General features: G+C 63.7%; 20 protein-coding genes. 5 read left to right on the top strand and 15 right to left on the bottom strand.

All coding sequences use genetic code 11. The features are described from left to right. Positions 1-48 precede the first annotated feature (48 nt). The 5 genes from ACX5I4_RS11290 to ACX5I4_RS11270 form a co-directional block, all read right to left on the bottom strand. Positions 49-1623 carry an LCP family protein gene (locus ACX5I4_RS11290; RefSeq protein WP_461836742.1) on the bottom strand — a complete coding sequence of 525 codons (1575 nt, stop codon included), beginning with the start codon at positions 1621-1623 and terminating at the stop codon, positions 49-51. Between the two features lie 74 nt (positions 1624-1697). Then, positions 1698-2660 (bottom strand): GTPase Era, encoded by a 963-nt coding sequence (gene era, locus ACX5I4_RS11285; RefSeq protein WP_461836741.1) that lies wholly within the window; start codon positions 2658-2660, stop codon positions 1698-1700. Continuing rightward, positions 2644-3975 carry a hemolysin family protein gene (locus ACX5I4_RS11280; RefSeq protein ID WP_461836740.1) on the bottom strand — a complete coding sequence of 444 codons (1332 nt, stop codon included), beginning with the start codon at positions 3973-3975 and terminating at the stop codon, positions 2644-2646. The genes era and ACX5I4_RS11280 overlap by 17 nt, the downstream gene beginning before the upstream one ends. Beyond that, positions 3972-4445 (bottom strand): rRNA maturation RNase YbeY, encoded by a 474-nt coding sequence (ybeY, locus tag ACX5I4_RS11275; protein WP_461836739.1) that lies wholly within the window; start codon positions 4443-4445, stop codon positions 3972-3974. The genes ACX5I4_RS11280 and ybeY overlap by 4 nt, the downstream gene beginning before the upstream one ends. Next, entirely contained in the window at positions 4442-5530 is a 1089-nt protein-coding gene (locus ACX5I4_RS11270; RefSeq protein ID WP_461836738.1) for a PhoH family protein, read from the bottom strand. The genes ybeY and ACX5I4_RS11270 overlap by 4 nt, the downstream gene beginning before the upstream one ends. A 417-nt stretch (positions 5531-5947) precedes the next feature. Between ACX5I4_RS11270 and ACX5I4_RS11265 the strand changes: the two genes are divergently transcribed. Next, positions 5948-6835 (top strand): GerMN domain-containing protein, encoded by an 888-nt coding sequence (locus ACX5I4_RS11265; protein WP_461836737.1) that lies wholly within the window; start codon positions 5948-5950, stop codon positions 6833-6835. Between the two features lie 64 nt (positions 6836-6899). Here the strand turns inward: ACX5I4_RS11265 and ACX5I4_RS11260 are convergent, their stop codons facing one another. Genes ACX5I4_RS11260 through hrcA form a run of 3 tightly spaced genes read right to left on the bottom strand, consistent with a single transcriptional unit; the run spans position 6900 to position 9883 of the window. Then, complete coding sequence (locus ACX5I4_RS11260; RefSeq protein WP_461836736.1) at positions 6900-7676, bottom strand: 16S rRNA (uracil(1498)-N(3))-methyltransferase; 777 nt, start codon at positions 7674-7676, stop codon at positions 6900-6902. 2 nt (positions 7677-7678) lie between these two features. Continuing rightward, complete coding sequence (gene dnaJ / locus ACX5I4_RS11255; RefSeq protein WP_461836735.1) at positions 7679-8809, bottom strand: molecular chaperone DnaJ; 1131 nt, start codon at positions 8807-8809, stop codon at positions 7679-7681. Positions 8810-8869: 60 nt separating this feature from the next. Next, on the bottom strand, positions 8870-9883 hold the full coding sequence (gene hrcA / locus ACX5I4_RS11250; protein WP_461836734.1) for a heat-inducible transcriptional repressor HrcA: 1014 nt from the start codon (positions 9881-9883) through the stop codon (positions 8870-8872). 215 nt (positions 9884-10098) lie between these two features. On the opposite strand from hrcA, the gene ACX5I4_RS11245 reads away from it, so the two are divergent. Continuing rightward, positions 10099-10956: a DUF3097 domain-containing protein gene (locus tag ACX5I4_RS11245; protein WP_461836733.1), complete on the top strand. Its 858-nt coding sequence runs from the start codon at positions 10099-10101 to the stop codon at positions 10954-10956. 91 nt (positions 10957-11047) lie between these two features. Beyond that, on the top strand, positions 11048-11461 hold the full coding sequence (locus ACX5I4_RS11240) for a DUF4870 domain-containing protein (protein WP_461836732.1): 414 nt from the start codon (positions 11048-11050) through the stop codon (positions 11459-11461). 54 nt (positions 11462-11515) lie between these two features. On the opposite strand, the gene hemW is transcribed toward ACX5I4_RS11240, so the two are convergent. Then, a complete protein-coding gene (gene hemW / locus ACX5I4_RS11235; protein ID WP_461836731.1) occupies positions 11516-12745 on the bottom strand; it encodes a radical SAM family heme chaperone HemW in 1230 nt (409 codons plus the stop codon). Between the two features lie 63 nt (positions 12746-12808). Continuing rightward, the gene (gene lepA, locus ACX5I4_RS11230; RefSeq protein WP_461836730.1) at positions 12809-14662 is read right to left on the bottom strand and encodes a translation elongation factor 4; all 1854 of its coding nucleotides are present in this window, start codon (positions 14660-14662) and stop codon (positions 12809-12811) included. Between the two features lie 179 nt (positions 14663-14841). On the opposite strand from lepA, the gene ACX5I4_RS11225 reads away from it, so the two are divergent. Both ACX5I4_RS11225 and rpsT read left to right on the top strand, forming a co-directional pair. Continuing rightward, positions 14842-15411: a type II toxin-antitoxin system PemK/MazF family toxin gene (locus ACX5I4_RS11225; RefSeq protein ID WP_461836729.1), complete on the top strand. Its 570-nt coding sequence runs from the start codon at positions 14842-14844 to the stop codon at positions 15409-15411. A 169-nt stretch (positions 15412-15580) separates the two neighbouring features. After that, on the top strand, positions 15581-15841 hold the full coding sequence (rpsT, locus tag ACX5I4_RS11220) for a 30S ribosomal protein S20 (RefSeq protein ID WP_028267110.1): 261 nt from the start codon (positions 15581-15583) through the stop codon (positions 15839-15841). Between the two features lie 188 nt (positions 15842-16029). Here the strand turns inward: rpsT and holA are convergent, their stop codons facing one another. The 5 genes from holA to ACX5I4_RS11195 all read right to left on the bottom strand — a co-directional run bounded on the left by holA (position 16030) and on the right by ACX5I4_RS11195 (position 22716). Continuing rightward, complete coding sequence (gene holA / locus ACX5I4_RS11215) at positions 16030-17046, bottom strand: DNA polymerase III subunit delta (RefSeq protein WP_461836728.1); 1017 nt, start codon at positions 17044-17046, stop codon at positions 16030-16032. Then, positions 16965-18773, bottom strand: a complete 1809-nt coding sequence (locus tag ACX5I4_RS11210; RefSeq protein ID WP_461836727.1) for a ComEC/Rec2 family competence protein — start codon at positions 18771-18773, stop codon at positions 16965-16967. Before ACX5I4_RS11210 ends, holA begins: the two co-directional genes overlap by 82 nt. Positions 18774-18789: 16 nt before the next feature. After that, positions 18790-19353 (bottom strand): helix-hairpin-helix domain-containing protein, encoded by a 564-nt coding sequence (locus tag ACX5I4_RS11205; RefSeq protein WP_461838700.1) that lies wholly within the window; start codon positions 19351-19353, stop codon positions 18790-18792. 479 nt (positions 19354-19832) lie between these two features. Next, positions 19833-21599, bottom strand: coding sequence for an HNH endonuclease signature motif containing protein (locus ACX5I4_RS11200; RefSeq protein ID WP_461836726.1), 1767 nt, complete (start codon positions 21597-21599; stop codon positions 19833-19835). Positions 21600-21717: 118 nt separating this feature from the next. Next, positions 21718-22716 (bottom strand): DegV family protein, encoded by a 999-nt coding sequence (locus ACX5I4_RS11195; RefSeq protein ID WP_461836725.1) that lies wholly within the window; start codon positions 22714-22716, stop codon positions 21718-21720. Positions 22717-22728: the final 12 nt, after the last annotated feature.

Below are 22728 nucleotides of genomic sequence, written 5' to 3'. Positions count from 1 at the left end.
GCGTTGACCACGAGCTGTGGTCAGCGCTCCCTTCGCTTTGTCGCTCGACTACCGGGTGATGAGGGCGGGGTTGACGGCCTGACACTTTACGTCGCCTGCAGTCTGCTTGACGACGTCGGCCGGAACGGAAACCATTCCGAACTTTGTTCCCGTGGTGAAGTCGGTGCCCACATACACCTGGACTCCGACGATGCCCGGAGACGGCTCGATTTGAGCGGCGGGAATGCCCAACACGCTGGCAACGTCCGGCGCAACGTCGGCATAGCCGGTCCCGTAGTACACGACCGTCTTGGAAGCAGACGCAGCCAGGAAATGGCCGGCCTTGGTGAACCCGCCGCCAATGAGTGCGGCCGCGAGTTCCCGGCCTCGCGACGCAACGCCCGAACCGTCGGCTACAGTCACTGCTTGGAGAGCCTTGTTGTAGGCAGGGGCGGCGGGAGAGCTGGATTCAGGTGCCCCCGATGAGGGGGCGGCCGTCGGGTCAGGCGAGGCACTGGGAGACGGAGCTGCCGTGGCGCCGGGGTTGGTCAGGTCCAGGTTCGCCCGCATCGCCGAAAACAACTGCGTGGCCTGCGGCTGGACCAGTTCGAGCCTGTTGGGATCGACGGCGGCAGGCTGGGTGGGGACCGAAACGAAGGCCACCTTGGACAGGTCAATGTCTTTGAGGCGGCTCCCGATCGTCAGGAGCGACTGGACGGATGCCAGGCCGTTATCCACGGTGAGGTTCTTGGTCACCACATCGGCGATCGAAAGCAGGCTCTGCGGATTGCTGAGCGTGCCGTCAGCCTTGACTTTGCGGGTTAGCGAAGAAAGAAATCCTTGCTGCGCCTGGATGCGTCCGAGGTCGCTTCCATCACCAAAACCATGGCGGGTCCTCAGGAAGGCCAATGCCTGTTCGCCTTCGACTTTCGAGGTCCCCTTGGGGAGCCGGAGCCCGGAGTCTGGGTCGAAGACGGCATCGCTCACGCACACGTCGACTCCGCCGACAGCTTTGGACAGTTCCTTGACGGCGTTGAAGTCAGCCATCATGAAGTGGTCGATTTCGAGCCCGGTGAGCTTGTTCACGGTGTCGACTGCGCAACCGATGCCGGCCTCAGCCATCGCTGAGTTGATCATGACGTTGGGGTGGGCTTCATAGACCGTGTTGGTTTTGGGGTCGGTGCACTTCGGGACATTCACCAGGAGATCGCGGGGAAAACTTGTGAGGCTCACCCTCTTGTTGTCCGCGGAAATGTCCAGAAGCATCATGACATCCGACTGGCCGTAGCCTGTGGAGTCCTGTGAGGAACCGTATTGGGAGTTCTTCCCATCCCGGGTGTCGGAACCGAGGATGAGGATCTGCAAGCGGTCCGTGGCATCGTTGGCCGCGGCTTCGGTTCTCGTGGCGCCCGCCGTCAATGGTGCCTTGCTGATGTTCGCCTGCAACCGGATAACCCAGTACGCGGCGAAAGCAATGCCGGCAACGAGCAGCACAGACACCGACACTGCGGTGATCCTGAGCCAGAGCGGGAGCCCCTTGGGCGCATTCATGTGGCGGGGGGTGCTGCGGGCTTCCCCGTGGCGTGCAGCGCCGCGCGCACCAATGGTGCCGGGCTCCTGTACGCGTGCATCGCGACGTCGCACTACGCGCTCAACCTTTCCTCGGAAAATGGGATTCGGGCCATTTTACGGGCCCGAACTGGGAAAATCCCCAGCGGCTAGAATCCCAGCTTCACGAGTTGCTTCGGATCGCGCTGCCAATCCTTGGCCACTTTGACGTGCAGGTCGAGGTAGATCTTGGTTCCGAGGAGGGCCTCGATCCCCTTGCGGGCGTTCGTTCCGACCTCCCGCAAGCGGCTTCCCGCCTTGCCTATGATGATGGCCTTTTGGGACGGGCGCTCAACGTAGAGATTGACCCGTACGTCAAGGAGCGGGTTGTCTTCGGAGCGGCCTTCGCGGGGCAGGATTTCCTCCACCACCACTGCCAGGGAGTGCGGGAGTTCGTCCCGGACACCTTCCAATGCGGCTTCGCGAATGAGCTCGGCGACCATGACGGCCTCAGGTTCATCCGTGAGTTCACCGTCCGGGTAAAGAGGTGGAGAAGCGGGCATGTGCCCAATGAGGACATCGGCAACGGTATTGACCTGGAAGCCGTCTGTCGCGGAGACCGGAACGATGTCCGCCCACCCTTGCCCGCCGAGCACTTCCCGGCCCAGCGCCGCGACCGCCAGGAGCTGCTCGGTCAGGGCCTGACGGTCCACGAGGTCCGTCTTGGTGACAATGGCGATGATGGGCTTGCGTCCAACGGCAGCGAGCTGCGCGGCAATGTACTTGTCACCCGGACCGATCTTCTCGTTGGCCGGCAGACAAAACCCAATGGCATCCACTTCCGAGAGGGTGTCCGCTACGAGATCGTTGAGGCGCTTGCCCAGAAGGGTCCGGGGGCGGTGCAAACCCGGAGTGTCCACGAGGATCAGCTGGGCGTCTTCGCGATGGACAATGCCGCGGATCGTGTGCCGGGTGGTCTGCGGCTTTGCCGAGGTGATTGCCACTTTCTGGCCAACCAAAGCGTTGGTGAGGGTCGACTTGCCGGCGTTCGGACGGCCCACTAGAACCGAGAAGCCTGCGTGGAAGCCGCCGAAGTCCTGATCGGCTTCGAACTTCTTATTGTGCTTGCTCACGTGGAACTCCCTGTTGCGTTGTGTCGGCCTCGTCGAGAAGGTCTTCAAGGTCAGTGTCTTCTTTTGGAATGGCTGCCGCAATGATATGGCTGACCCGGTTTCGCCGGCCTTCCAGCCTATCGGCTTTCAAGGAGATTCCATCCACCTCTACCGCACTGCCTACAATCGGCACCTTGCCCAGGGTCTTGGCGAGCAGGCCTCCCACGGTGTCCACCTCGTCGTCGTCGAGGTCAAGATCGAAAAGCTCGCCGAGATCGTCGATGCTCATCCGTGAACTGACACGGTACGTGCCATCACCCAGATCAGTGACCTCAACGTCGGTGGAGTCGTATTCGTCCACGATCTCCCCGACGATTTCTTCGATGAGGTCCTCCAGGGTCACCAGTCCCGCCGTGCCGCCGTATTCGTCAATAACCACGGCCACGTGGGTGGACTCTTGCTGAAGCTCGCTGAGGAGGTCGCTGACGGGCTTGGATTCCGGAACGAAACGGGCCTCGCGGGCTATGGCGTCCACGTCCGGGAGGACCGAAGGCTGCTCCGGACGATGCAATGCGGCGGCGACGTCCTTCAGATAAAGAATGCCGCGGATCTGATCTGCGTTCTCGCCGATAACGGGAATCCTCGAGTAGCCGGAACGCAGGAACAAGGCCATCGCCTGCTCCAGGCTGGAACCCGACTCGATGCTCACAATGTCCGTTCGAGGGACCATCACCGAGCGGACCAACGTGTCGCCGAAGTCGAAGACCGACTGGATGAGTTCGGCCTCGCTGTCCTCGATCATGTCCGATTCCGTTGCCCTGTCGACGAGTTCACGGAACTCTTCTTCGCTGAAGAAGGCTTCATCACCGCTGGGAGCCCCGGGCGCCACCGCGCTGCCGATCGCTACGAGCCAGCCGGGAATGGGCCCCAGTATCCAGCACAGGAACCTGATGAGGGGCGCCGAGAAGCGGACCACGCCGCCTGAGTTGGCGCGCCCGAGTTGACGAGGCGAGACTCCCACCAAGACGAAACCGATGACGGCCATGATGCCCGTCGCCGCCAGTCCGGCAAGCCAAACGTTGTCGAGGAGACTGTGCATGACCACGGCGACGGCCACCGCTGCCGCCATCTCGAACCAGACCCGCCAGAATCGCAGTGCCCGTATGTGGGCAACGGGTTGGGCGAGGATACTTCGGAGCGAATCCCCTCGGCTTTTGACGACAGCCTGCTCTGCCTCGTGGCGCGGCAGGAAGGTGAAGGCAGCCTCCGCCGCAGTCAACAGGGCGACGAAGCTGAGGAACACCAACGCCATGCCGACCAGGATGAGTGAGGTCACTGCATGGTCTCCATGGGGGCGTCCTTGCCGAGGAACGCGGACAGCAGCTCTCGCTGCAGGCCGAACATTTCTTCCTTCTCCTCCGGCTCAGCGTGGTCGAAACCGAGCAGGTGAAGGATTCCGTGCGTGCAGAGCAGGAGCATTTCATCCTGCGTTGAATGACCGGCGTTGCGCGCTTGTACCTCGGCCACTTGCGGGCAGATCGCGATGTCGCCCAACATGCCCTGTGGCGTCGGCTTCCCTGGTGTTCCCGGCGTCAGCTCATCCATGGGAACAGACAGGACATCGGTTGCGCCGGGTTCGTCCATGAGCTCGATGTGGAGCTTTTCCATGGCGGGTTCGTCCACCAGCAGGATGGAAAGTTCAGCTTGGGGGTGGATGTAGAGCTTCTCAAAGATGAAACGCGAAAGCGTCACCAGTTGTGCTTCGTCCACCTGGACGCCGGACTCGTTGTTGACCTCGATGCTCATCTGTGTTCTCCCCGTTTGTCATGCGCGGCCGCGTGCTGTGCACGGACCCGGTGCTTTTCGTCCCAAATGCTGTAGGCGGACACAATATCGGCGACCAGCCGGTGCCTGACGACGTCGGAAGCGTCCAACATCGTGAAGTTCACGCCGTCGATCCCACTGAGGATTTCCTGGACGATGCGCAGGCCGGAAGTGGCTCCAAAGGGCAGATCCACCTGGGTGACATCCCCCGTGACTACCATCTTGGAACCGAAACCAAGGCGCGTCAGGAACATCTTCATCTGTTGGGCGGTTGTGTTCTGTGCCTCATCAAGGATGATGAAGGCGTCGTTGAGCGTGCGGCCGCGCATATACGCAAGTGGCGCTACTTCAATGGTCCCGGCAGCCATGAGGCGCGGGATCGATTCCGGGTCCATCATGTCGTGCAAAGCGTCGTACAAAGGTCGCAGATATGGGTCGATCTTGTCGCTCAGCGTTCCCGGCAGGAAGCCGAGGCGCTCCCCTGCCTCGACGGCTGGCCGAGTGAGGATGATGCGGCTGACTTCCTTGAGCTGCAACGCCTGCACGGCCTTGGCTACGGCCAAGTACGTCTTGCCGGTGCCCGCGGGACCGATCCCGAAGATCACGGTGTTGTCGTCAATGGCGTCGACGTAGCTCTTCTGGTTCAGCGTCTTGGGGCGAATGGTGCGTCCGCGGCTGGAAAGGATGTTGTGGGTCAGCACTTCCACGGGATTTTGGAGGGACTGGCTGCGCAACAGGGAAACGAGCTGTTGGAGTACGTCCGGGGTGATAACCGTTCCCTTGCCCACCAAACCTCGGACCTCCTCCAGGAGGCGCATGATCCGGGGAACATCGTCGGATGGTCCGCTGAAGGAGAGTTCGTTGCCGCGCACATGGAAGTCGATGCCGGGGAACTGGGCTTCAATGTAGCGCAGTGCCTCGTCATGACTGCCGAGGGTCTGAACCATCTGATCAGAGTTGTCGAAAACAACAACTTCCGTCCGGGCGCCCGGGACAGAGTGTGCGAACTCGGCCGGACCTGTGTCAACGCTGCCGGCCCTGGGCCGCCCGTTCAATGATTCTGTCATAGTGCTGGCCTTGCGGCCTGTGCTCCTCCGGCTTGGTTATGTCCATCGATTTGCTCCGATTTCCGTTCGCTGGATGGGCGCAGGATCGCGGGCCTCGGATTGCTTCCAATCCTACGCCAGCCAGTCTGGAGGGTGGTTCCAGACCATGCGCGGGAGAGCCGCACGCGCCCGATTTCCGCCGCTTTGGTATCAACTCCGTATCGACCTCGTATCAATCGCATTGCAGTTGCCGTCGGAGGGTGGAAACGCCAGCAAGCGCCGCAGGGACTATGACAAGCTGATTCATGGGCAAAATGCCCTGCACCCGGTCTTCGGGCGTATGACTCCCCGCACGACAGCGGCCGATACGAGCAGGAATCCACTATTACCAGGCCAGCCGGCATTCCAGAGGACACACGCATCCGGAGACGTTCCGCCATGCTTGTGTCCGCGCTGTCGGCTGCCTTTATTCTTTCAGGTTGCGTTGCTGACCGTTCGGAACAGGGATCAACGACGCCGGTCCCCACTCCGTCCGCCGCCCTGCAGGCGGCACCCGCCACCAATGCGCCGCTTGAGACAACCCAGGCGTCAAACAAGATTCCGGTGTACTGGATCGGTCGTAGCGACACGGATATCTTCCTGTACCGCGAATTTCGTGACAACCCGGGCAACGAGAACCCCATCACCACTGCCCTGCGGATCATGATGTCCCAGAAGCCGTTGGATCACGATTTCTTCACGCCATGGCAAAATCCGAGCGACCTTGCGACCTCGATTTCCGGGAAGAACGTAGTCACGGTCGACGTTTCCCGCGACGCGTTCAATTCCAACCTCGACGCCGGAATGGCGCAGCGGGCGGTCCAGCAACTCGTCTACACCGCTACCGCTGCTGCGGCTAGCTCAGGGTTGATCGACTCCGGACAGCTGATCAAGGTGACCATCCTGGTCGACGGGCACACGGATTACATGGCGTTCGGCCAGGTCAAGCTAGGTGATCCGATGGTCCGGGACGCAACTATGGTGGCACCCGTTTGGATCATTGACCCGCAGGAGGATCTGACCCTCCCTGCTGGTCCGGTCAAGTTCAATGGGCGTAGCACGGACCCCTCGAAGAAACTGCATTGGCAGATCCTCCGCGAGAACTCAAGCGGCGAGAAGACATCGTACCTGGCCGGCCAGGCCACCGCTTCGGCCGTACCGGGGCAAGGTGGCGCCTTCAACTTCACTGTGGGCCTCGGAGACGGCCGCTACGAGCTGCGCGTTTCCATGGTGGGTCCCGGCGACGCCGACGTCTCCACGGACACCCGTTCTTTCAACGTCCGCTGACCAGGTACGTGGACCGCTAGCCCTGCGACGGGCTAGGCGACGTGGGCAGCGCCCCGGCGATTTCCTACCAGCGCCCCAGAATGTCGCTGGCCAGCACGACGGCGGCCGGGCCCGCGGTCGATGAGCGTAGTACGTGGTGCCCCAAGAGAGCGGTGACAGCGCCGACGTCGCTCAGTTTGGTCACTTCGCGCGGCGAAATGCCGCCCTCCGGACCCACGATGAGCAGGACCTCGCGCCCCGCTCCGGAGTCATGGCCAGAAAGCTGATCGTGCCACTTCTCCAGAACATCCCGCAGCGGGCGCTTTGCATCCTCGTGCAGGATGATCGCCAGATCAGCCGCGGCAACAGCCGCCGCCAAGCCCGAGCCGTCGACGGCGGCACGCACCTCCGGAATCCACGCGCGCCGCGCCTGTTTGGCCGCTGCAGTGGCCACGGATTGCCACTTCGCGTGGGCTTTGGCTGCCCGCTCCCCCTTCCAACGGACAATGGAACGTTCCGCCTGCCAGGGCACCACGGCGTCGATCCCGAGTTCCGTTGCCGTCTCGACGGCGAGCTCATCGCGGTCCCCCTTGGCGAGGGCCTGGACTAGAACGAGCCGCACAATAGGCTGGTGCTCCTCCTCGACAGCGGAGGCAAGGACTGTCAGGGTTCCCTTCCCGGACTCGGTCACTGTACCCGTAAGCCGCTTTCCGGCGCCGTCGGCAATGTCGACCGCTTCGCCGATTTCCAGGCGCTTGACGGTGACAGCATGCCTTGCCTCGGCGCCGTCGAGCACGAACGTGTCACCCGGCCCGAGCCCGTCAAGCGTCCCGGCGGGCGTGAAAAATACGGGGTTGCTCACCGCTACAGGTTACCGAGCTTGTCCCGCAGCTTCGCGAACATACCGCCGCTCGCTACGAGCTTGCCCTCGGTGAACTGTTCGCCGCGCAATTTGGCAAGCTGGCGCAGCAACTCTTCCTGCGCCGCGTCGATCTTCCCGGGCGTCTCGACGTGCAGGTGTACCTTGAGGTCTCCCCGGCCGTAACCGCGGAGATGGGTGACGCCGAGTCCACGCAAAGTGATGACTTCGCCGGATTGCGTGCCGGCCTTGACATCAATCTCCTGGGGACCATCGAAGGTATCCAGCTGCAGCTCGGTACCCAATGCCGCGGCGGTCATGGGGACGCTCAGGGTTGCGTGAAGATCATCGCCCTCACGTATGTAGGTGGAATCAGTGTTGACGCGGATCTCCACGTAGAGATCACCGGAAGGGCCGCCCGCGGGACCTGCTTCGCCTTGGGACGACAGCTGGATCCGCGTTCCGGTAGCCACTCCACCCGGCACTTTGACGGTGAGCGAACGGCGGCTGCGGATGCGGCCCTGGCCGCTGCACTCATTGCAGGGATCTTTGATGATCGATCCGAAACCTTCACATGAACCACACGGTGCGGAAGTCATGACTTGGCCGAGGATCGAGCGGACTGCGCGCTGAACCTGACCCGAGCCGCCGCAAATGTCGCAGCGCTCCGGGTGGGTGCCTGCCCGGCAGCATGAGCCTTCGCATGTGGGACAGACGACCGCGGTATCCACTTCAAGCTTCTTGTTGACGCCGAAGACGGCCTCGCGCAAATCGATGCGGACACTGATCAGGGCGTCCTGGCCTCGGCGCATACGTGATGCCGGTCCCTGCATGCCGCCGCCACCTCCGCCGAAGAAGGTGTCGAAGATGTCCTGGAACGCGAACCCCTGGCCCGCGTAGCCTCCACCGAAGCCGTTGTCGGTGCCGTTCTCGTTGCCCGTGGCGTCATACACGCGGCGCTTCTGGGGGTCGGAGAGGACCTCGTAGGCGTGGGTCACGGCTTTGAATTCCTCGGCGGCGCCTTCCCCGGGATTCACATCGGGGTGCAGCTTACGGGCGAGCTTTCGGTAGGCCTTCTTGATCTCCTCGCCGGTTGCTTCCGGTGAGACGCCCAGAACGTCATAGTGGCTGCTCAAAGTCGGTATCTCTTCCTTGTTGTACTGCGTTTCTTGCGAGACGGTTTCCGGCCGCGGCTGTCAGCCGCCCAGAATGCGGGAAAGGTAGCGTGCGACGGCGCGGACGGCCGCCATGGTGTTGGGATAGTCCATCCGGGTAGGACCAAGAATGCCGATCTTGGCGCTGCTTCCCGGACCATAGCCGGTGGCGACCACCGATGCTTCGGAGAGACCGTCGTAGGGGTTCTCGCGGCCAATGCTCACGGTGACTCCGCGGGGGTCTTCGGCCATGTCCGAGAGCAGGCGCAACATGACCACCTGTTCTTCGAGGGCTTCGAGGACCGGTCCGATGCTGAGCGGGAAATCCACGTTGGACCGGGCCAGGTTGGCTGTGCCTGCCATGACTATGCGTTCGTCCCGGCTTCGGTCAGCCAGCCTTTCCAAACCGTGGGCGAGGACACTGGCAAGGCCTCGGAGCGCCGGCGGGCACAGGGCAACTACTGACGGCAGGACCTGCGGCATGAGGTCAAGCTGCGAGCCGGCAATGCTTCCAAGGAAACGCGTACGCAAGGCCATAAGCTCGTCGTCCGTGGCATCCGCCGCTGCGTGTACCACGCCCTGCTCCACTTTGCCCGTATCGGCGATAAGTACCACCAAGACCTGGCGCGGAGCCAGAAGCACGAACTCAATGTGCCGTACGCGGGCGCGGCTCAGGTGCGGGTACTGCACGACGGCGACCTGATTGGTCAGTTGGGACAGGAGCCGAACGGTGCGCTCAAGGATGTCCTCGACGTCGTCGGGTCCCTCAAGCAACGAGTGGATGGCCCGGCGCTCGGCGGCCGAAAGCGGTTTGACCTGGGAAATACGATCGACGAACAGGCGGTAGCCCTTGTCCGTGGGGATGCGGCCGGCACTGGTGTGCGGTGCGGCAATGAGTCCTTCTTCTTCCAGGAGGGCCATGTCGTTGCGGATGGTGGCGCTCGACACTCCCAAATGGTGCCGTTCTACCAAGGCCTTGGATCCGACGGGCTCGCGGGAGTGAACGTAGTCCTCCACGATGGCGCGCAACACTTCAAGCTTGCGTGGTTCGCTCACTGCCCACCTCCATTCAACAGCCAGTGCTGAACAGTTACTACTCAGCGACCTGATTTTCAACAATTAGCACTCAACATGCCCAAGTGCTAACAAGTCTAGTATGAGCCACCACGTTGTTAGCATTGGTACCGCTCGCGGCGAACATGATTCCCGCGCGGTCCGGCGGAATGTCCGTGACTGTCATTGATCCCTTAGCGCAAAGTGGTGTGAAGACCGTGTCTTACGACAATTGGGGCCCGCAAGACCTTTCCTCGCCTGCCAAGCGGCAGCTGCCCGAGGTCCCCGTTGAGCGCGGGATGGTTATCGAAGACGTGCAGTCCGGTTGGGTCGGGGCCGTGACCAGGGTGGAAAAGTCTGGCGGCATGCACATTGTGGTGCTGGAAGACCGCCGGGGAAAGAACAAGTCGTTCCGGCTCGGCTTTGGATTCCTTCTCGACGGACAACCGGTGAAACTTCTTCCGCCGGCGCCACGTGTGGCGGCCGGAGCGGTTGCCGGGCAAACAGGCAGGACCGCTTCGGGATCCGTCCGGGTTGCCGGCCAGCGCGCGCAAGTCGCCAAGGCAAGTCGGATCTGGGTGGAAGGCAAACACGACGCCGAACTCGTGGAGAAGGTCTGGGGAGATGACCTCCGGGTGGAGGGAATCGTCGTCGAACCCCTGCATGGCGTTGACGATCTCAAGGCGGCGATTGCCGAGTTCTCTCCCGGCCCGGGCCGCAGGCTCGGAGTCCTGGTAGATCACCTGGTGCCGGATTCGAAAGAGTCGCGGATTGCTGCCGACGCCATGACACTGCCCGGCGCGGCAGGAAACGTCCTGATCGTGGGCCACCCCTATGTGGACGTCTGGCAGGCCATCCGCCCCAAGGTCCTGGGGATCGAGCAATGGCCCACTATCGCCCGCGGGACTGATTGGAAGACCGGCATCCTGAAGTCCTTCGGCTGGCCGCACGAGACAGCAGAGGACGTAGGGCTGGGCTGGCAGAAGCTTCTCGGCGCCGTCCGCAGCTACGCGGATTTGGAGGCCTCCTTGCTGGGACGGGTGGAGGAAGTGATCGACTTCCTGACCGTACCCTGACTCCTGGTCCGGTGGTTGGTCCCCTGATGCCGGCCGAGCAAGTATTCTGGGACAGCAACACTGCACCGATAGACACTCGAAGGAAGAAACTGTGGCAGACAACGCTCCTGACGAACGGGACGGCGCCCCGGGCCAGTCCCAGTACCACGGCGTTCCTGCCAATGCGCTGCCCTTGACGGCCTCCGAAGACAGGCAGTGGGCCACCCTGGCGCATTTTGGCGGCATCCTTGGGTGTGTGCCCTCGCTCCTGATCTACCTGATTTTCCGCGAACGTGGCCCGTTCACGGCACAGGAATCCAAAGAGGCGCTGAACTTCACGTTGCCTCCAACGATTGCCGCAGTGCTCGCCAACATCCTGGTCTTGCTCCCGGTGGTTGGAAACCTGTTCGCGGTTCTGGCCACGGCAATTTGGGTCGCTGTGACCTGCTTCTCGGTCTCGGCCGGCATCCGTGTCAACCACGGGCAGCCGCACCGCTACCGCTTCAACCTGCGCTGGATCAAGTAGCCGCTGCTCCCCGGCGCGCTGGTGTTCGGGCCAGCTAGTGCTTGCGCCAGCAGGCTACTCCGGGAGGATGCGGCGCACCACGGCGTCAGCCAGTAGCCGCCCCTTGAGCGTCAATACCAGCCGTCCTTGGAACGCCGCCGCAGGCTCAACCAGGCCGTCCGCGATGAGGCCCGCGACGGCGTGGCGGCCCACCTTGTCGAGGGCATCGACCTGCAGCCCGGTGCCGAGGCGCGCCTCCAGCATGATGCGTTCCACTTCCCGGGTTCCGGCGTCGAGGGTTTCTCGCCCAGCGGCCGGCGACACCCCGCTACCGAGCCTGCTGGCATAGGCGGTGGGGTGTTTGACGTTCCACCAGCGGACGCCGCCCATGTGGGAATGCGCACCGGGTCCGATGCCCCACCAGTCGTCTCCCCGCCAGTAGGCAAGGTTGTGTTTGCACGCCTGGCCAGGCGTGCGGGACCAGTTGCTGACCTCGTACCAGTCCAGACCGGCCGCGCTGATCAGTTGATCGGCGAGTTCGTATTTGGTGGCGTGATCGTCGTCGTCGATTCCCGGGACTTCTCCGCGCCGGATCTGGGCAGCCAGCTTGGTGCCTTCTTCCACGATCAGCGCGTAGGCGCTGATGTGGTCCGGCTCGTAGGACAGGGCTGTCTCCAAGGAAGTCTGCCAATCGGCCATCGACTCGCCTGGAGTGCCGTAGATCAGGTCGAGGCTCACGGCAAGGCCGGCGTCGCGCGCCCATTGGACTACCAACGGGACCCGGCTCGGCGTGTGGGTGCGGTCCAGAACCTTGAGGACGTGCGGGACCGCTGACTGCATGCCGAAGGAGACCCGCGTGAAGCCGGCGTCGGCCAGCAACTGGAGCGACTCGGGGGTCACCGAGTCCGGGTTGGCTTCAGTGGTGACTTCGGCTCCGGTTTCCAGACCCCAGTGCCCGACGGCGGCCGTCAGGATGCGTGCCAGATCTTCAGCAGGCAGCAGAGTCGGTGTGCCGCCGCCGAAGAACACCGTGCTCAGGGGCCGATGCGGGAGCCCGGAGGCGCCCATGGCCTTGACGGCGAATTCCACTTCCGAAATTGCCGTGGACGCGTAGGCGTCCTGGGACGCGCCGCCCCCAAGCTCGGTGGCGGTATAGGTGTTGAAGTCGCAGTATCCGCAGCGCACGGCGCAGAACGGTATGTGGACGTACAGTCCAAACTTGCGCGACTCGACACCGTCAAGCACCTGCGGCGGCAGGACGCCATCCGCAGGTGCCGGATCTCCGAGGGGAAGGACACTAGGCACAGGATCCCCCAAGTACCCGTCCCCCGCGCGCCCGTCCCGCCGCGTTCTGGGCGAACAGCCCCATTACTTCTTGGCCTTGTCCTTGGATTCGTCGGTGGTCAGGGCTGCAATGAACGCTTCCTGTGGAACCTCTACGCGGCCCACCATCTTCATGCGCTTCTTGCCTTCCTTCTGCTTTTCCAGAAGTTTGCGCTTACGGGTGATGTCACCGCCGTAGCACTTGGCAAGGACGTCCTTACGGATGGCGCGGATGCTTTCGCGCGCGATGATGCGCGAGCCGATGGCAGCCTGGATGGGCACCTCGAACTGTTGGCGCGGAATGAGCTCGCGCAACTTGCCGGTCATCATGACGCCGTAAGCGTAAGCCTTGTCACGGTGGGTGATGGCGCTGAAGGCATCAACCTGCTCGCCTTGGAGCATGATGTCCACCTTGACCAGGTCGGCGACCTGCTCGCCGTCGGCCTTCCAATCCAGCGAGCCGTAGCCACGGGTCTTGGACTTGAGGATGTCGAAGAAGTCGAAGACGATCTCGGCAAGCGGCAGGCGGTACCGGATTTCCACACGATCCTCGGAGAGGTAGTCCATGCCGCCCATGACGCCACGGCGGGTCTGGCACAGTTCCATGATGGCGCCGACAAACTCATTGGGAGCCAGAATGGTGGCGGACACCATCGGCTCGCGGACCTCGGAGATCTTGCCCGTGGGGTATTCGCTGGGGTTGGTGACGTGGATGACCCGCTTGTCCTCCAGCGTGACCTCGTACTCCACGTTGGGAGCGGTGGAGATCAGGTCCAGGTTGTACTCGCGCTCCAGACGTTCACGGGTGATTTCAAGGTGCAGCAGGCCCAGGAAGCCCACGCGGAAGCCAAAGCCGAGCGCGGCCGATGTCTCCGGCTCGTAGACGAGCGCGGCGTCGTTGAGCATCAGCTTCTCCAGCGCGTCACGAAGCACCGGATAGTCTGTGCCGTCCAGGGGATACAGGCCGGAGAAGACCATGGGCTTTGCGTCGGCATACCCAGCCAGGGATTCCGCGGCGGGCTTGGCCAGGTTGGTCACGGTGTCGCCGACCTTGGACTGGCGGACGTCCTTCACGCCAGTGATCAGGTAGCCGACCTCGCCGACGCCCAGTCCCTTGGAAGGAGTGGGTTCCGGAGAGCTCACGCCGATTTCCAGGAGCTCGTGGGTGGCCCGGGTGGACATCATCTGGATCCGCTCGCGCGGGTGCAGCATGCCGTCCACCACGCGGACGTAGGTGACCACGCCGCGGTACGTGTCATACACGGAGTCGAAAATCATGGCGCGCGCCGGAGCGTTGGGGTCACCGACAGGTGCCGGCAAATCACGGACGATCTTGTCCAGCAGTGCCTCGACACCAGCACCGGTCTTGCCGGACACTCGCAGCACGTCCTCGGGGTCCCCGCCGATCAGGTTGGCGAGCTCCGCCGCGTACTTTTCGGGCTGGGCTGCCGGAAGGTCGATCTTGTTGAGCACCGGGATGATGGTGAGGTTGTTTTCCATCGCCAGGTAGAGGTTGGCCAGGGTCTGTGCTTCGATGCCCTGTGCCGCATCCACGAGGAGGATTGCACCTTCACAGGCCGCGAGTGATCGGGAGACCTCATAGGTGAAGTCAACGTGGCCAGGGGTGTCGATCATGTTCAAGGCGTAGCTGGTGCCGTCGAGTTCCCAAGGCATGCGGACGGCCTGGGACTTGATGGTGATGCCACGTTCACGTTCGATATCCATGCGGTCCAGATACTGGGCCTTCATGTCGCGGGACTTAACGACGCCGGTGTACTGCAACATGCGGTCGGCCAAGGTGGACTTACCGTGGTCGATATGGGCGATGATGCAGAAGTTCCGGATGATGGCCGGATCTGTCGCGGCGGGCACCGGTGCGGTGCGGGCCATGGGAGACACGCAGGGTCCTTACTGTCGACACTCACACGGCCGAACCCCGGACTGGTCTGGACCAATCCGGCCGATGCCGCATATCTGAACTTATAGTCTCCCATGAACACGACGCCGGTTGTGCACTGTGATCAGGCGCCGTTGCATTGTGGGCGACGCAGGATGGCAATGGAAAGTACGGTGGTGCCATGGCATCGGACACACATTTGCTTGGCAGACTCATCAACGGCTCTTTGGGTTACCTTCGACGGATCATCGGAGCGCCCGCCGGTACAGGACCCCGCCAGTCACCGAAAACCCGGGCGTCGGCGGGGGCAAACCGCCCCCGGAACGCTAGCACCGGCGTCGGGCAGCTTTCCCGCCCCTATCCGGGCGACTTCCGGGGCGCGGTGTCTCCGCGCTACTCCCCCAATCCCGACGGCAAGCCCGACCCCGGAGAGATCGTGTGGTCCTGGGTCCCCTACGAAGAGGACTATTCCCAGGGCAAGGATCGGCCGGTTCTTTTGATAGGGCACGACGGCGGGTGGCTGCTGGGGCTGATGCTCACCAGCAAAGACCACGATAGCGACCGTCGGTCAGGTGACTACGTCGACATCGGTACCGGCGCCTGGGACCCCCGCGGGCGGCCCAGCGAAGTCAAAGTGGACCGGGTGGTTCGCGTCCACCCTGCCGACATCCGGCGTGAGGGCGCCATCCTGGACAAACGCAATTTCCAACTAGTGGCGCGTCGGCTGCGCGGGCAACACGACTCGGCGTAGACGCCAAATCCCCGGAAAAGCGCCGAGTCTGATAATATTTATGGCTGTGTGTCCGTGCAGGTCGACGGCCACTCATGGTTGGCTGCCATAGGCATCCCCACGCCGCTCAGTCGATGGCCAACCTGAAAACCCTCTAGACCATTTCCGCATTAAAGAAGAGTTCACACACGTGGCTAATATCAAGTCCCAGAAGAAGCGCATCCTCACCAACGAGAAGGCTCGCCTGCGCAACAACGCTGTCAAGTCTGAGCTGAAGACGGCCATCCGCGCCGTTGCCACCGCCGTTGAGTCCACGGACAAGGATGCCGCTGCAAAGGCTCTTGTTGCTGCCAGCCGTAAGCTGGACAAGGCTGTCAGCAAGGGCGTTATTCACAAGAACAACGCTGCAAACCGCAAGTCGGCGATCTCCAAAAAGGTCAACGCACTCTAAGGTTTTTCCAGTTCGACTGAGCTGAACCTGAGGCCGGCACCCATGGGTGCCGGCCTCAGGTATTTAAGATTCGTGGGCCCATCTCGCCCGAACTCAACTCACGACGCGGAAATGGACCAGTGACGCCGGTATTCGGGCGTCCCCAAGAATTTCGCGTAGCGCCGGACAACTTGGGCGTCGTGGGTGGGCTAGCGTCCCCGGGCCGAGGTGGCAATGACCGTTACAGCGTGCTCCACCGCGTATACCGGATCCCGCGAGAGGCCTTTCACCTGGGCATCCGCTTCAGCCGTAACTTGGATAGAGCGGATGAGGCCTTCAGGGGTCCAGCGCCGGACGTCCCGCTGCGCCTGTTCCACCAGCCAGGGCTGCATGCCAAGCTGCTTGGCGATCTGTGCCGAAGAGCCCTGGGCTCCGGCGACCTTGGCAAGGGTGCGGAGTTTCGCGGCAAGGGCGGCAACCAGCGGCACGGGGTCAACCCCGGTGGCGAGTGCATGCCGGAGGCTGGACAGGGCCTGCGGGCCGTTGCCGGCCATGGCGGCGTCCGCAACCCTGAAGGCAGTGGCTTCCACGCGGCCACCGTAGTAGCGCTCCACCGTGGCTGCGTCCACCGCGGTGGTGGCATCCGCGATGAGCTGGTTGCATGCTGCCGCGAGTTCAGAGAGGCTGGAACCGACTGCATTGACGAGCGCCTGGACAGCTTCCGCTTCGATGCGGCGGCCGCCCGCCTTGAATTCCGAGACGACGAACGCTGTTTTCTCGGCATCCTTCTTCAAGGGCTGGCAATCCACAACCGGCCATCCGGAGGACTTGATGGCGTCCAGGAGCTTCTTGCCACGTACTCCGCCGCCGTGGCGAAGGACCAGCACGACGTCATTCTCAGGATGTGCAAGGTAAGTCAGGGCATCGGTAAGAAAGGCATCGTTCATGGACTCGAGGCCCTCGATCTCGATGAGTTTGGCCTCATCGAACAACGACGGCGTGACAGTCATGGCCAGGGAACCGGACTCGTAGCTTCCCGCGTTGAGCTTGCTGATTTCCACATCGGGCGCGATGGTCCGCACTTGGGAACGGATCCGATCCATGGCACGGATTCCGAGGTACTCCTCAGGGCCGGTAATGAGCACTACGGCGGACGGGGTAACGTCCCGCCAGCTGGCGGTGTTCGCCGGGGAAGTCTTAGCCTTGGAGACCTGGGCAGCAGCCAATGTTGCTTCCTTCCAGAAGGGTTTTTGCAGAGTCCCAGTCTCCCACGTTCAGCGTCCTCGGTGGTGATCCTCAAGCCCGCGGCCCGCCTCCCGGGCGTCGGCGAGCCCCCGGAATGGCCCTTGGCCCATCGGCGACGGACAGCCGACTCACCGGTGGCCATGAGGAACACCAACCAGCGGTGCAAAGCCAACACTGCGTTGCTTGCCCACGCTGGGTGCAGGACCAGCCACACCAGCAGGATGGTCACGACAGACCACAGGAGCATGGTGGTAATTCCCATGGGACCTTCCGGCCAGGGCAGGGCCGCTCCAGGAAGTCCTGCGAAAAGCCTGGCGATGACCGCTACCATTCCCGCGCTCGCTCCGGCAATGGCCATAGGAATGGCTGCAAGCCAGGGGACCAACGGAACGAGGGGGACGGCAATGGTCCCCAGGATCGTCACGGGTGCGACAAACGGAGCAACTGCGATATTCGTCAGCAATGAGTAGCTGGAGAATTGTGGCTGCAGGGCAACAATCACCGGGCTGCACAGGAGCTGCGCTGACAGGGGAACGGCAATGGCCGAAGCGATCCAGGAAGGCACCCAAGCTGGAGCCCAGGATGCGATGGGCTTTGCCAAGAGGACGATTCCCAGCGTGGCGAGGACCGACAAGAGGAAACCCACGCTCATGCCAAGTGAAGGATCCAGAATGAGCAGACCAGTGATCGCGAGGCAGAGGAACCCCAGGCTCCGGCCCCGCCGCCCCCCGCTAAGGGCTGTAAGGCCAATAGCACCCATGACGGCTGCCCTGAGGACGCTCGCATCCGGGCCGACCATCATGACAAAGGCCGCCAAGCCCGCAAGCGCCACGATTGCCGAGGCGCTCCTGGGAAGCCGCAAGCTTCTGGCCAAAAGCACCAAGCCGCCGAGGATGAGGCTGCAATTTGCGCCGCTCACGGCCGTGAGGTGGGTGGTGCCGGTGGCTTTCATCGCGGCTTCCAGGCTTTCGTCCAGGCCGGTGGTGTCGCCCGTGACCATTCCGGGCAAAAGACCGGCAGCGTCGCCGTGCAACCACTCGGCGGCGGAGCTGAATTGTTTCTTCAACTGGGCCGGACCGTGGGGAATGTTGCCATGGGCTTCCGGGTTTTGCCGTCCTTTGGGGTCCTGCCGCGCGTCAGGCTCCAGAGGGGGTGTAGCCGCCGCGAGAACGCCGGCCTCCGACTGCCCTGCTTTTGCCGGCTTCAGCTTTCCAGCGGTCCTGACCTCCTGTCCCGTGACCACTTGGTCCCAGCCCTGTCCCCCGGTAAGCAGAATTCTTGTACGGGAATGGATCAACTGACCGTCAGTTGCAATGTCCATCACTTCGGCCGGCACGGCCCACCGTCCCGATCCACGTGAGTCGGTGCCCAGTTCGCGCGGCTCTCCCACAATCACCAGGTGGATGACAACTGAGTCCCGCGACGCCGCGGCCCCAGCAACCGGGCCGTCTTGGCGTGGTCCGGCCTCCATTGCGGCGTGGGCGGCCACGGCCGCTCCGAACAAGCACGCAATGGCCAATGTGGCAGGAAACGTCCTCAAGCTTCGAGGGGCTCCGGACAGGGTGCTGAGAAGAAGACACACTGCGACGAGCAATGCCACGCACACAACTACCGTCCACAGCGAAGGTAGAAAAGCGGTCCCAACGGAAATAGCCCACGCGAGAACGGCAGACGGGACCAGCCGAAGGTCTACGCGGTCCGGGCTCACCTTGACTCCACGCACCCTAAACCGTCACCAATGGCAGAAGGGATTCCATCATCTTGGGACCAACACCGTCCACCGCATCGAGGTCCTCCACGGAAGCGAACGGGCCGTGTTGCTGCCGCCATTCGACGATGCGTTTGGCAAGGACGGGGCCGACCTTCGGCAGGGCATCGAGTTCTTCGGCGGTTGCGGTGTTGAGATCGACTTTGCCACCGGCAGAAGTCCCGGCTCCTGTGTTACCGGCTGTTGGAGCCCCGCCAACCGCCCCCGGAAGCTGTGACGGAGCCGCCTCCCCTGCCCGCGGAACATGGATCTTCGCGGCGTCCTGCACCACCGCCGCGAGATTGAGGCTGTTCAGATCGGCTGCCGGATCCGCTCCGCCAGCCGCAGCGATTGCGTCAAACACCCGCGCACCGGATGGCACTCTGACGATCCCGGGATTCTTCACCGCACCCGCAACGTGGACTGTGAGTAGCTGGGCTCCATCCTGTGGTTCCGGGGCCTCGTTGACACCGCCTTTTTTACTTCCCGTACCCGCTTCCGGAGTTCCTCCCGCATGTGAACTTCGGACGAGAGGCTCAATCGTCGGCTGCCCGGACCAGGACTGCCAGAAGAACCACGCCACCAGCAATAAGCAGGGCAAAGCCAACAACACGGCTACGCGCCATGGAGTGCGCCACCGAAGCCGCGATGGAGAACCCGCCGCTTCTGACAAGTCTTCTGTGCCCGACTGCTCCCCCGTACCGGCCATGCCCGAGCCGGTCGACATCAAGGTGTGCAATGGAAGCAAAGGTTCCGTTTCGTTGTCGTGGCTCGGCCTGTCGTCGTGGCTCGGTTGGGCGACGGCCTCCTGGTCCGACGGTGGTGCAAGACGAACAGCGAATCGGAGCCGGGCGGCACACGCAGCATCGTCTGCGGGTGAGGCTCGGTTCCTACGTGGCATATCCAGGAGCCTAGAACGTCCGAGCTCGCAGCAGCAGCCCGGACCGGCGCTATGTGGACAGGGCCGCCACAGAGTGCCTGTGGAGGATCAGTGGGCGCAGGTCACCGCCCGTTTCGGGGTCATGTCTGGAAGTAGTGGTTTCTTCGGGGTTTCCGGTCCGGGTCGGTGTGGGGTGGCGGGATGAACCAAGGGATCTGGTTGCGGACCTGGATGCGCCAGTCTTCCTTGTGGATCAGGTGATGGTGGTGGCTGCAGAGCAACGTCCCGTTGGCGGCGCTGGTGGGTCCGCCGCGGGACCAATACTCGATGTGGTGGGCCTCGCACCACGGTGCCGGCATGGTGCACCGGGGGAAAGCACAGCCCTTGTCCCGCGCTGTGATGGCCTTGCGGAGGTGCGGCGGGAAGATCCTTGAGGCCCGTCCGATGTCCAGCACCTGGCCCTCGCCGCCCAGGACCACGGGGATGATGTCCGCGTCGCAGGCGAGTTTGCGCAACGTGGCTGCCGGGACGGGACCGGTGAACGTGAAGGACCCGGTGCCCCCGCCCTGCCGGGGGTGGTTGAACAGGGCGGGCTGACAGGACTGCGAAAAATGCCCGGACGGTGAAGGTTGCCCGGACCGCAAAGGTTGCCCGGGCTGCGGATCCCGGCCGTATTGGGTGAAGAGTTCGCGGTGGTCGATGGTGGCCAGGATCTGCGGGCGGTGGCCGCCCGCAGCGGGCAGGGACCCCGTGGCCAGGGCGAGTCGGCAGGCGCCGATCAAACCGTCCAGGAGCTTCTGCGCCCTCGAACGCCGGTCCGGCGGCCCGGCATTGTCCAGCGGCGCTGCAATGTCTGATGCCTCGCCGGAGGAATCGCCGGACGGGTCGCCGGAGGGTTCCACGCAGCCAGGAACCGTGCTCTGGGGTGTGCGGGTGCGGGGGTTGGCGGCGGTGTTCATGACCGTGAGCAGGTGTTCGTATTGCTCGGTGGTGGCGAAGATCTCCACATGCGCCAGTCCGTGCTTGGGACGGCGCAGGAACGCCCCTTGATGGTGGCGGAGGGATTCTTCGGACGGTTCCGGGCCGTCCTGGTCGATCGCCTCGACCCAGCGCCGGGCAACCCTGGCCAGGAAATCCTGATCGTTTTCCTCCGCGGTGCGGGCCAGGGCGTGTTCCATTTCCGCGGCCTTCTCCGGGGCGCACAGCGGACGTACCTTCTCCACGGCCATCGTGATGATCCCGGCCGAGCGGGACCCGATCGCCCCGGACGCCAGCGCCGCGGCCGTTTCCCCGTGCCGGGCGGGGACCGTTTGCCCGGTGAGGCTCCGGCCCGGTAGCAGCTCGCCCGCCAGGGCGAGCCGGTGCCTGGCCTCGGCGGCACTGATGCGCAGCAACGAACGCAGGTGCTCGGCCGTGGACCTGAACTCCCCGCCCCGGGCGCCCAGGCCGGCGGCACCACCCCGCGCGTCCGGGTCGCCTGCCGTGGCCCTGGAGGTCCAGCCCGTGCCGGAGCCGCTATCCGCCTCGGCAGCCCAGCCCGTTGTCCAGCCCTGCCTGGCGGCGGGTTCATCGTTCCGTACCGCGTCGAGCGCCGAGGCGGCGACCACCTGAAGATAATCCAGGGTCCGGGAGAGTTCCTCGACCCCGGACGCGAACGCAACAGCCTCCTCGAAACCCAGGACTCCGACGTCGTCCGCGGCTTTGTCCGCCAAAGACCTCACTGCCGCCACGGCCCCGTCCAAAGCGGCCAGCCGGCCGCCCCGATCTCCAACATCTACAGAGACCACGGGGCCAGGAGGCTGACCTGGAACGGCGGTCAGGCGCGGACCACGGGCATGACGGGACACTCCGAAATACCCGCGGGAGGCAAGGCCGTGCCGGGTGTCGAAGTATCCGATCGCTTCCATGGAAACACTCTGCCAGAGGGGTACGACAAAATAGGTCCGTCGCTCAGGGTCTGCGTGCGCCCGCCGCTACGGGTGGCCCCGCCTAGTGTTCGCCTGATCCGTTGTGGCTTCCGAACTGTCACGCAGAGAGCGTCGTGGCGCCAGGTGTACTGCTTTCCCCGACAACGACGGCCAAAACGCCGAGACCTGCGTGGGCCGCCAGCACGGCCGGCAGGGCGCTGATCTGTGCAGGCGGGCAACCGAGGCATTTCTCTCCAAGGCGGGCCGCGAGCCGTTCGGCCTCTGCCAGGTTTCCAAAGTGATGCACGGCGAGCCGCGATTGTCCTACAGGCCGGGAATTGACGTCGGTGGCAACGATTTCTTCAAGCCGAGCGACGGCCTTGGCCGCCGAGCGCACCTTTTCGAGCGGCACGATCTTGCCGTCTTCGACCGCCAGTATCGGTTTGATGGACAGCATTGTTCCGAGCAAGGACGCTGCAGTGCCGATTCGGCCGCCGCGTCGGAGCTGCTCAAGGCTCGGGACGTAGAAGTAGACCTTGGTGCGACTCAATCGTTCCTCGGCGAAGCGACGGACCTCCGTCGCCGAACGGCCGTCTGCTGCGGCAACGAGCGCACTTTGGACACCCATGCCCTGCGCCATTCCCACGGTTCGGGAGTCTATGACCTCGACCGGGATTGCAACACGCTGCGCAGCCAACCGGGCGGCATCGGCAGTGCCGGACAGCCCGGCGGAAATATGGATGGAGACCACAGCCTCGAAGCCGCGAGACTGCGCGGCGAGATAGGCCTGTTCGAACTGGCCGGGTGACGGCCTGGAGGTCTTCACGGACGATCCCGCCGCCAGGGCCAGCGCCAGCGTCTCGGTGATGTCGTCTTCACCCTCGCCGTAGATTTCTTCGCCCACCATGACCGGCATCGGTACGACGGCGAGACGCCCGTCCGCAACGAACGCCTTGACCCATTCGGCCGGGAGTGCGGCTGCCGAGTCAGTGACGACGGCGGTGCGCACGGCGACCGGCGGCGATTCAGCTCCGGCGCGACCCGGCGTCGTGGACTGACGCAGACGGGCCAAACGTTCCTTGAGCCACAACCATGCGGGTGGTTCGCGGTCCGTCAACGGTGCCTCCTG

The sequence above is a fragment of the Arthrobacter sp. MMS24-S77 genome, from assembly GCF_054888235.1.
Note: the sequence above shows the minus strand (reverse complement) of the source record. Positions and strands in the feature narration are given on the sequence as shown.

Bases quoted from the DNA above. Each gene is read 5' to 3' on its own strand.
- ybeY (WP_461836739.1), bottom strand. From the start codon at position 4,445: ATGAGCATCGAGGTCAACAACGAGTCCGGCGTCCAGGTGGACGAAGCA.
- ACX5I4_RS11270 (WP_461836738.1), bottom strand. From the start codon at position 5,530: ATGACAGAATCATTGAACGGGCGGCCCAGGGCCGGCAGCGTTGACACA.
- ACX5I4_RS11265 (WP_461836737.1), top strand. From the start codon at position 5,948: ATGCTTGTGTCCGCGCTGTCGGCTGCCTTTATTCTTTCAGGTTGCGTT.
- ACX5I4_RS11225 (WP_461836729.1), top strand. From the start codon at position 14,842: ATGGCATCGGACACACATTTGCTTGGCAGACTCATCAACGGCTCTTTG.
- ACX5I4_RS11200 (WP_461836726.1), bottom strand. From the start codon at position 21,599: ATGGAAGCGATCGGATACTTCGACACCCGGCACGGCCTTGCCTCCCGC.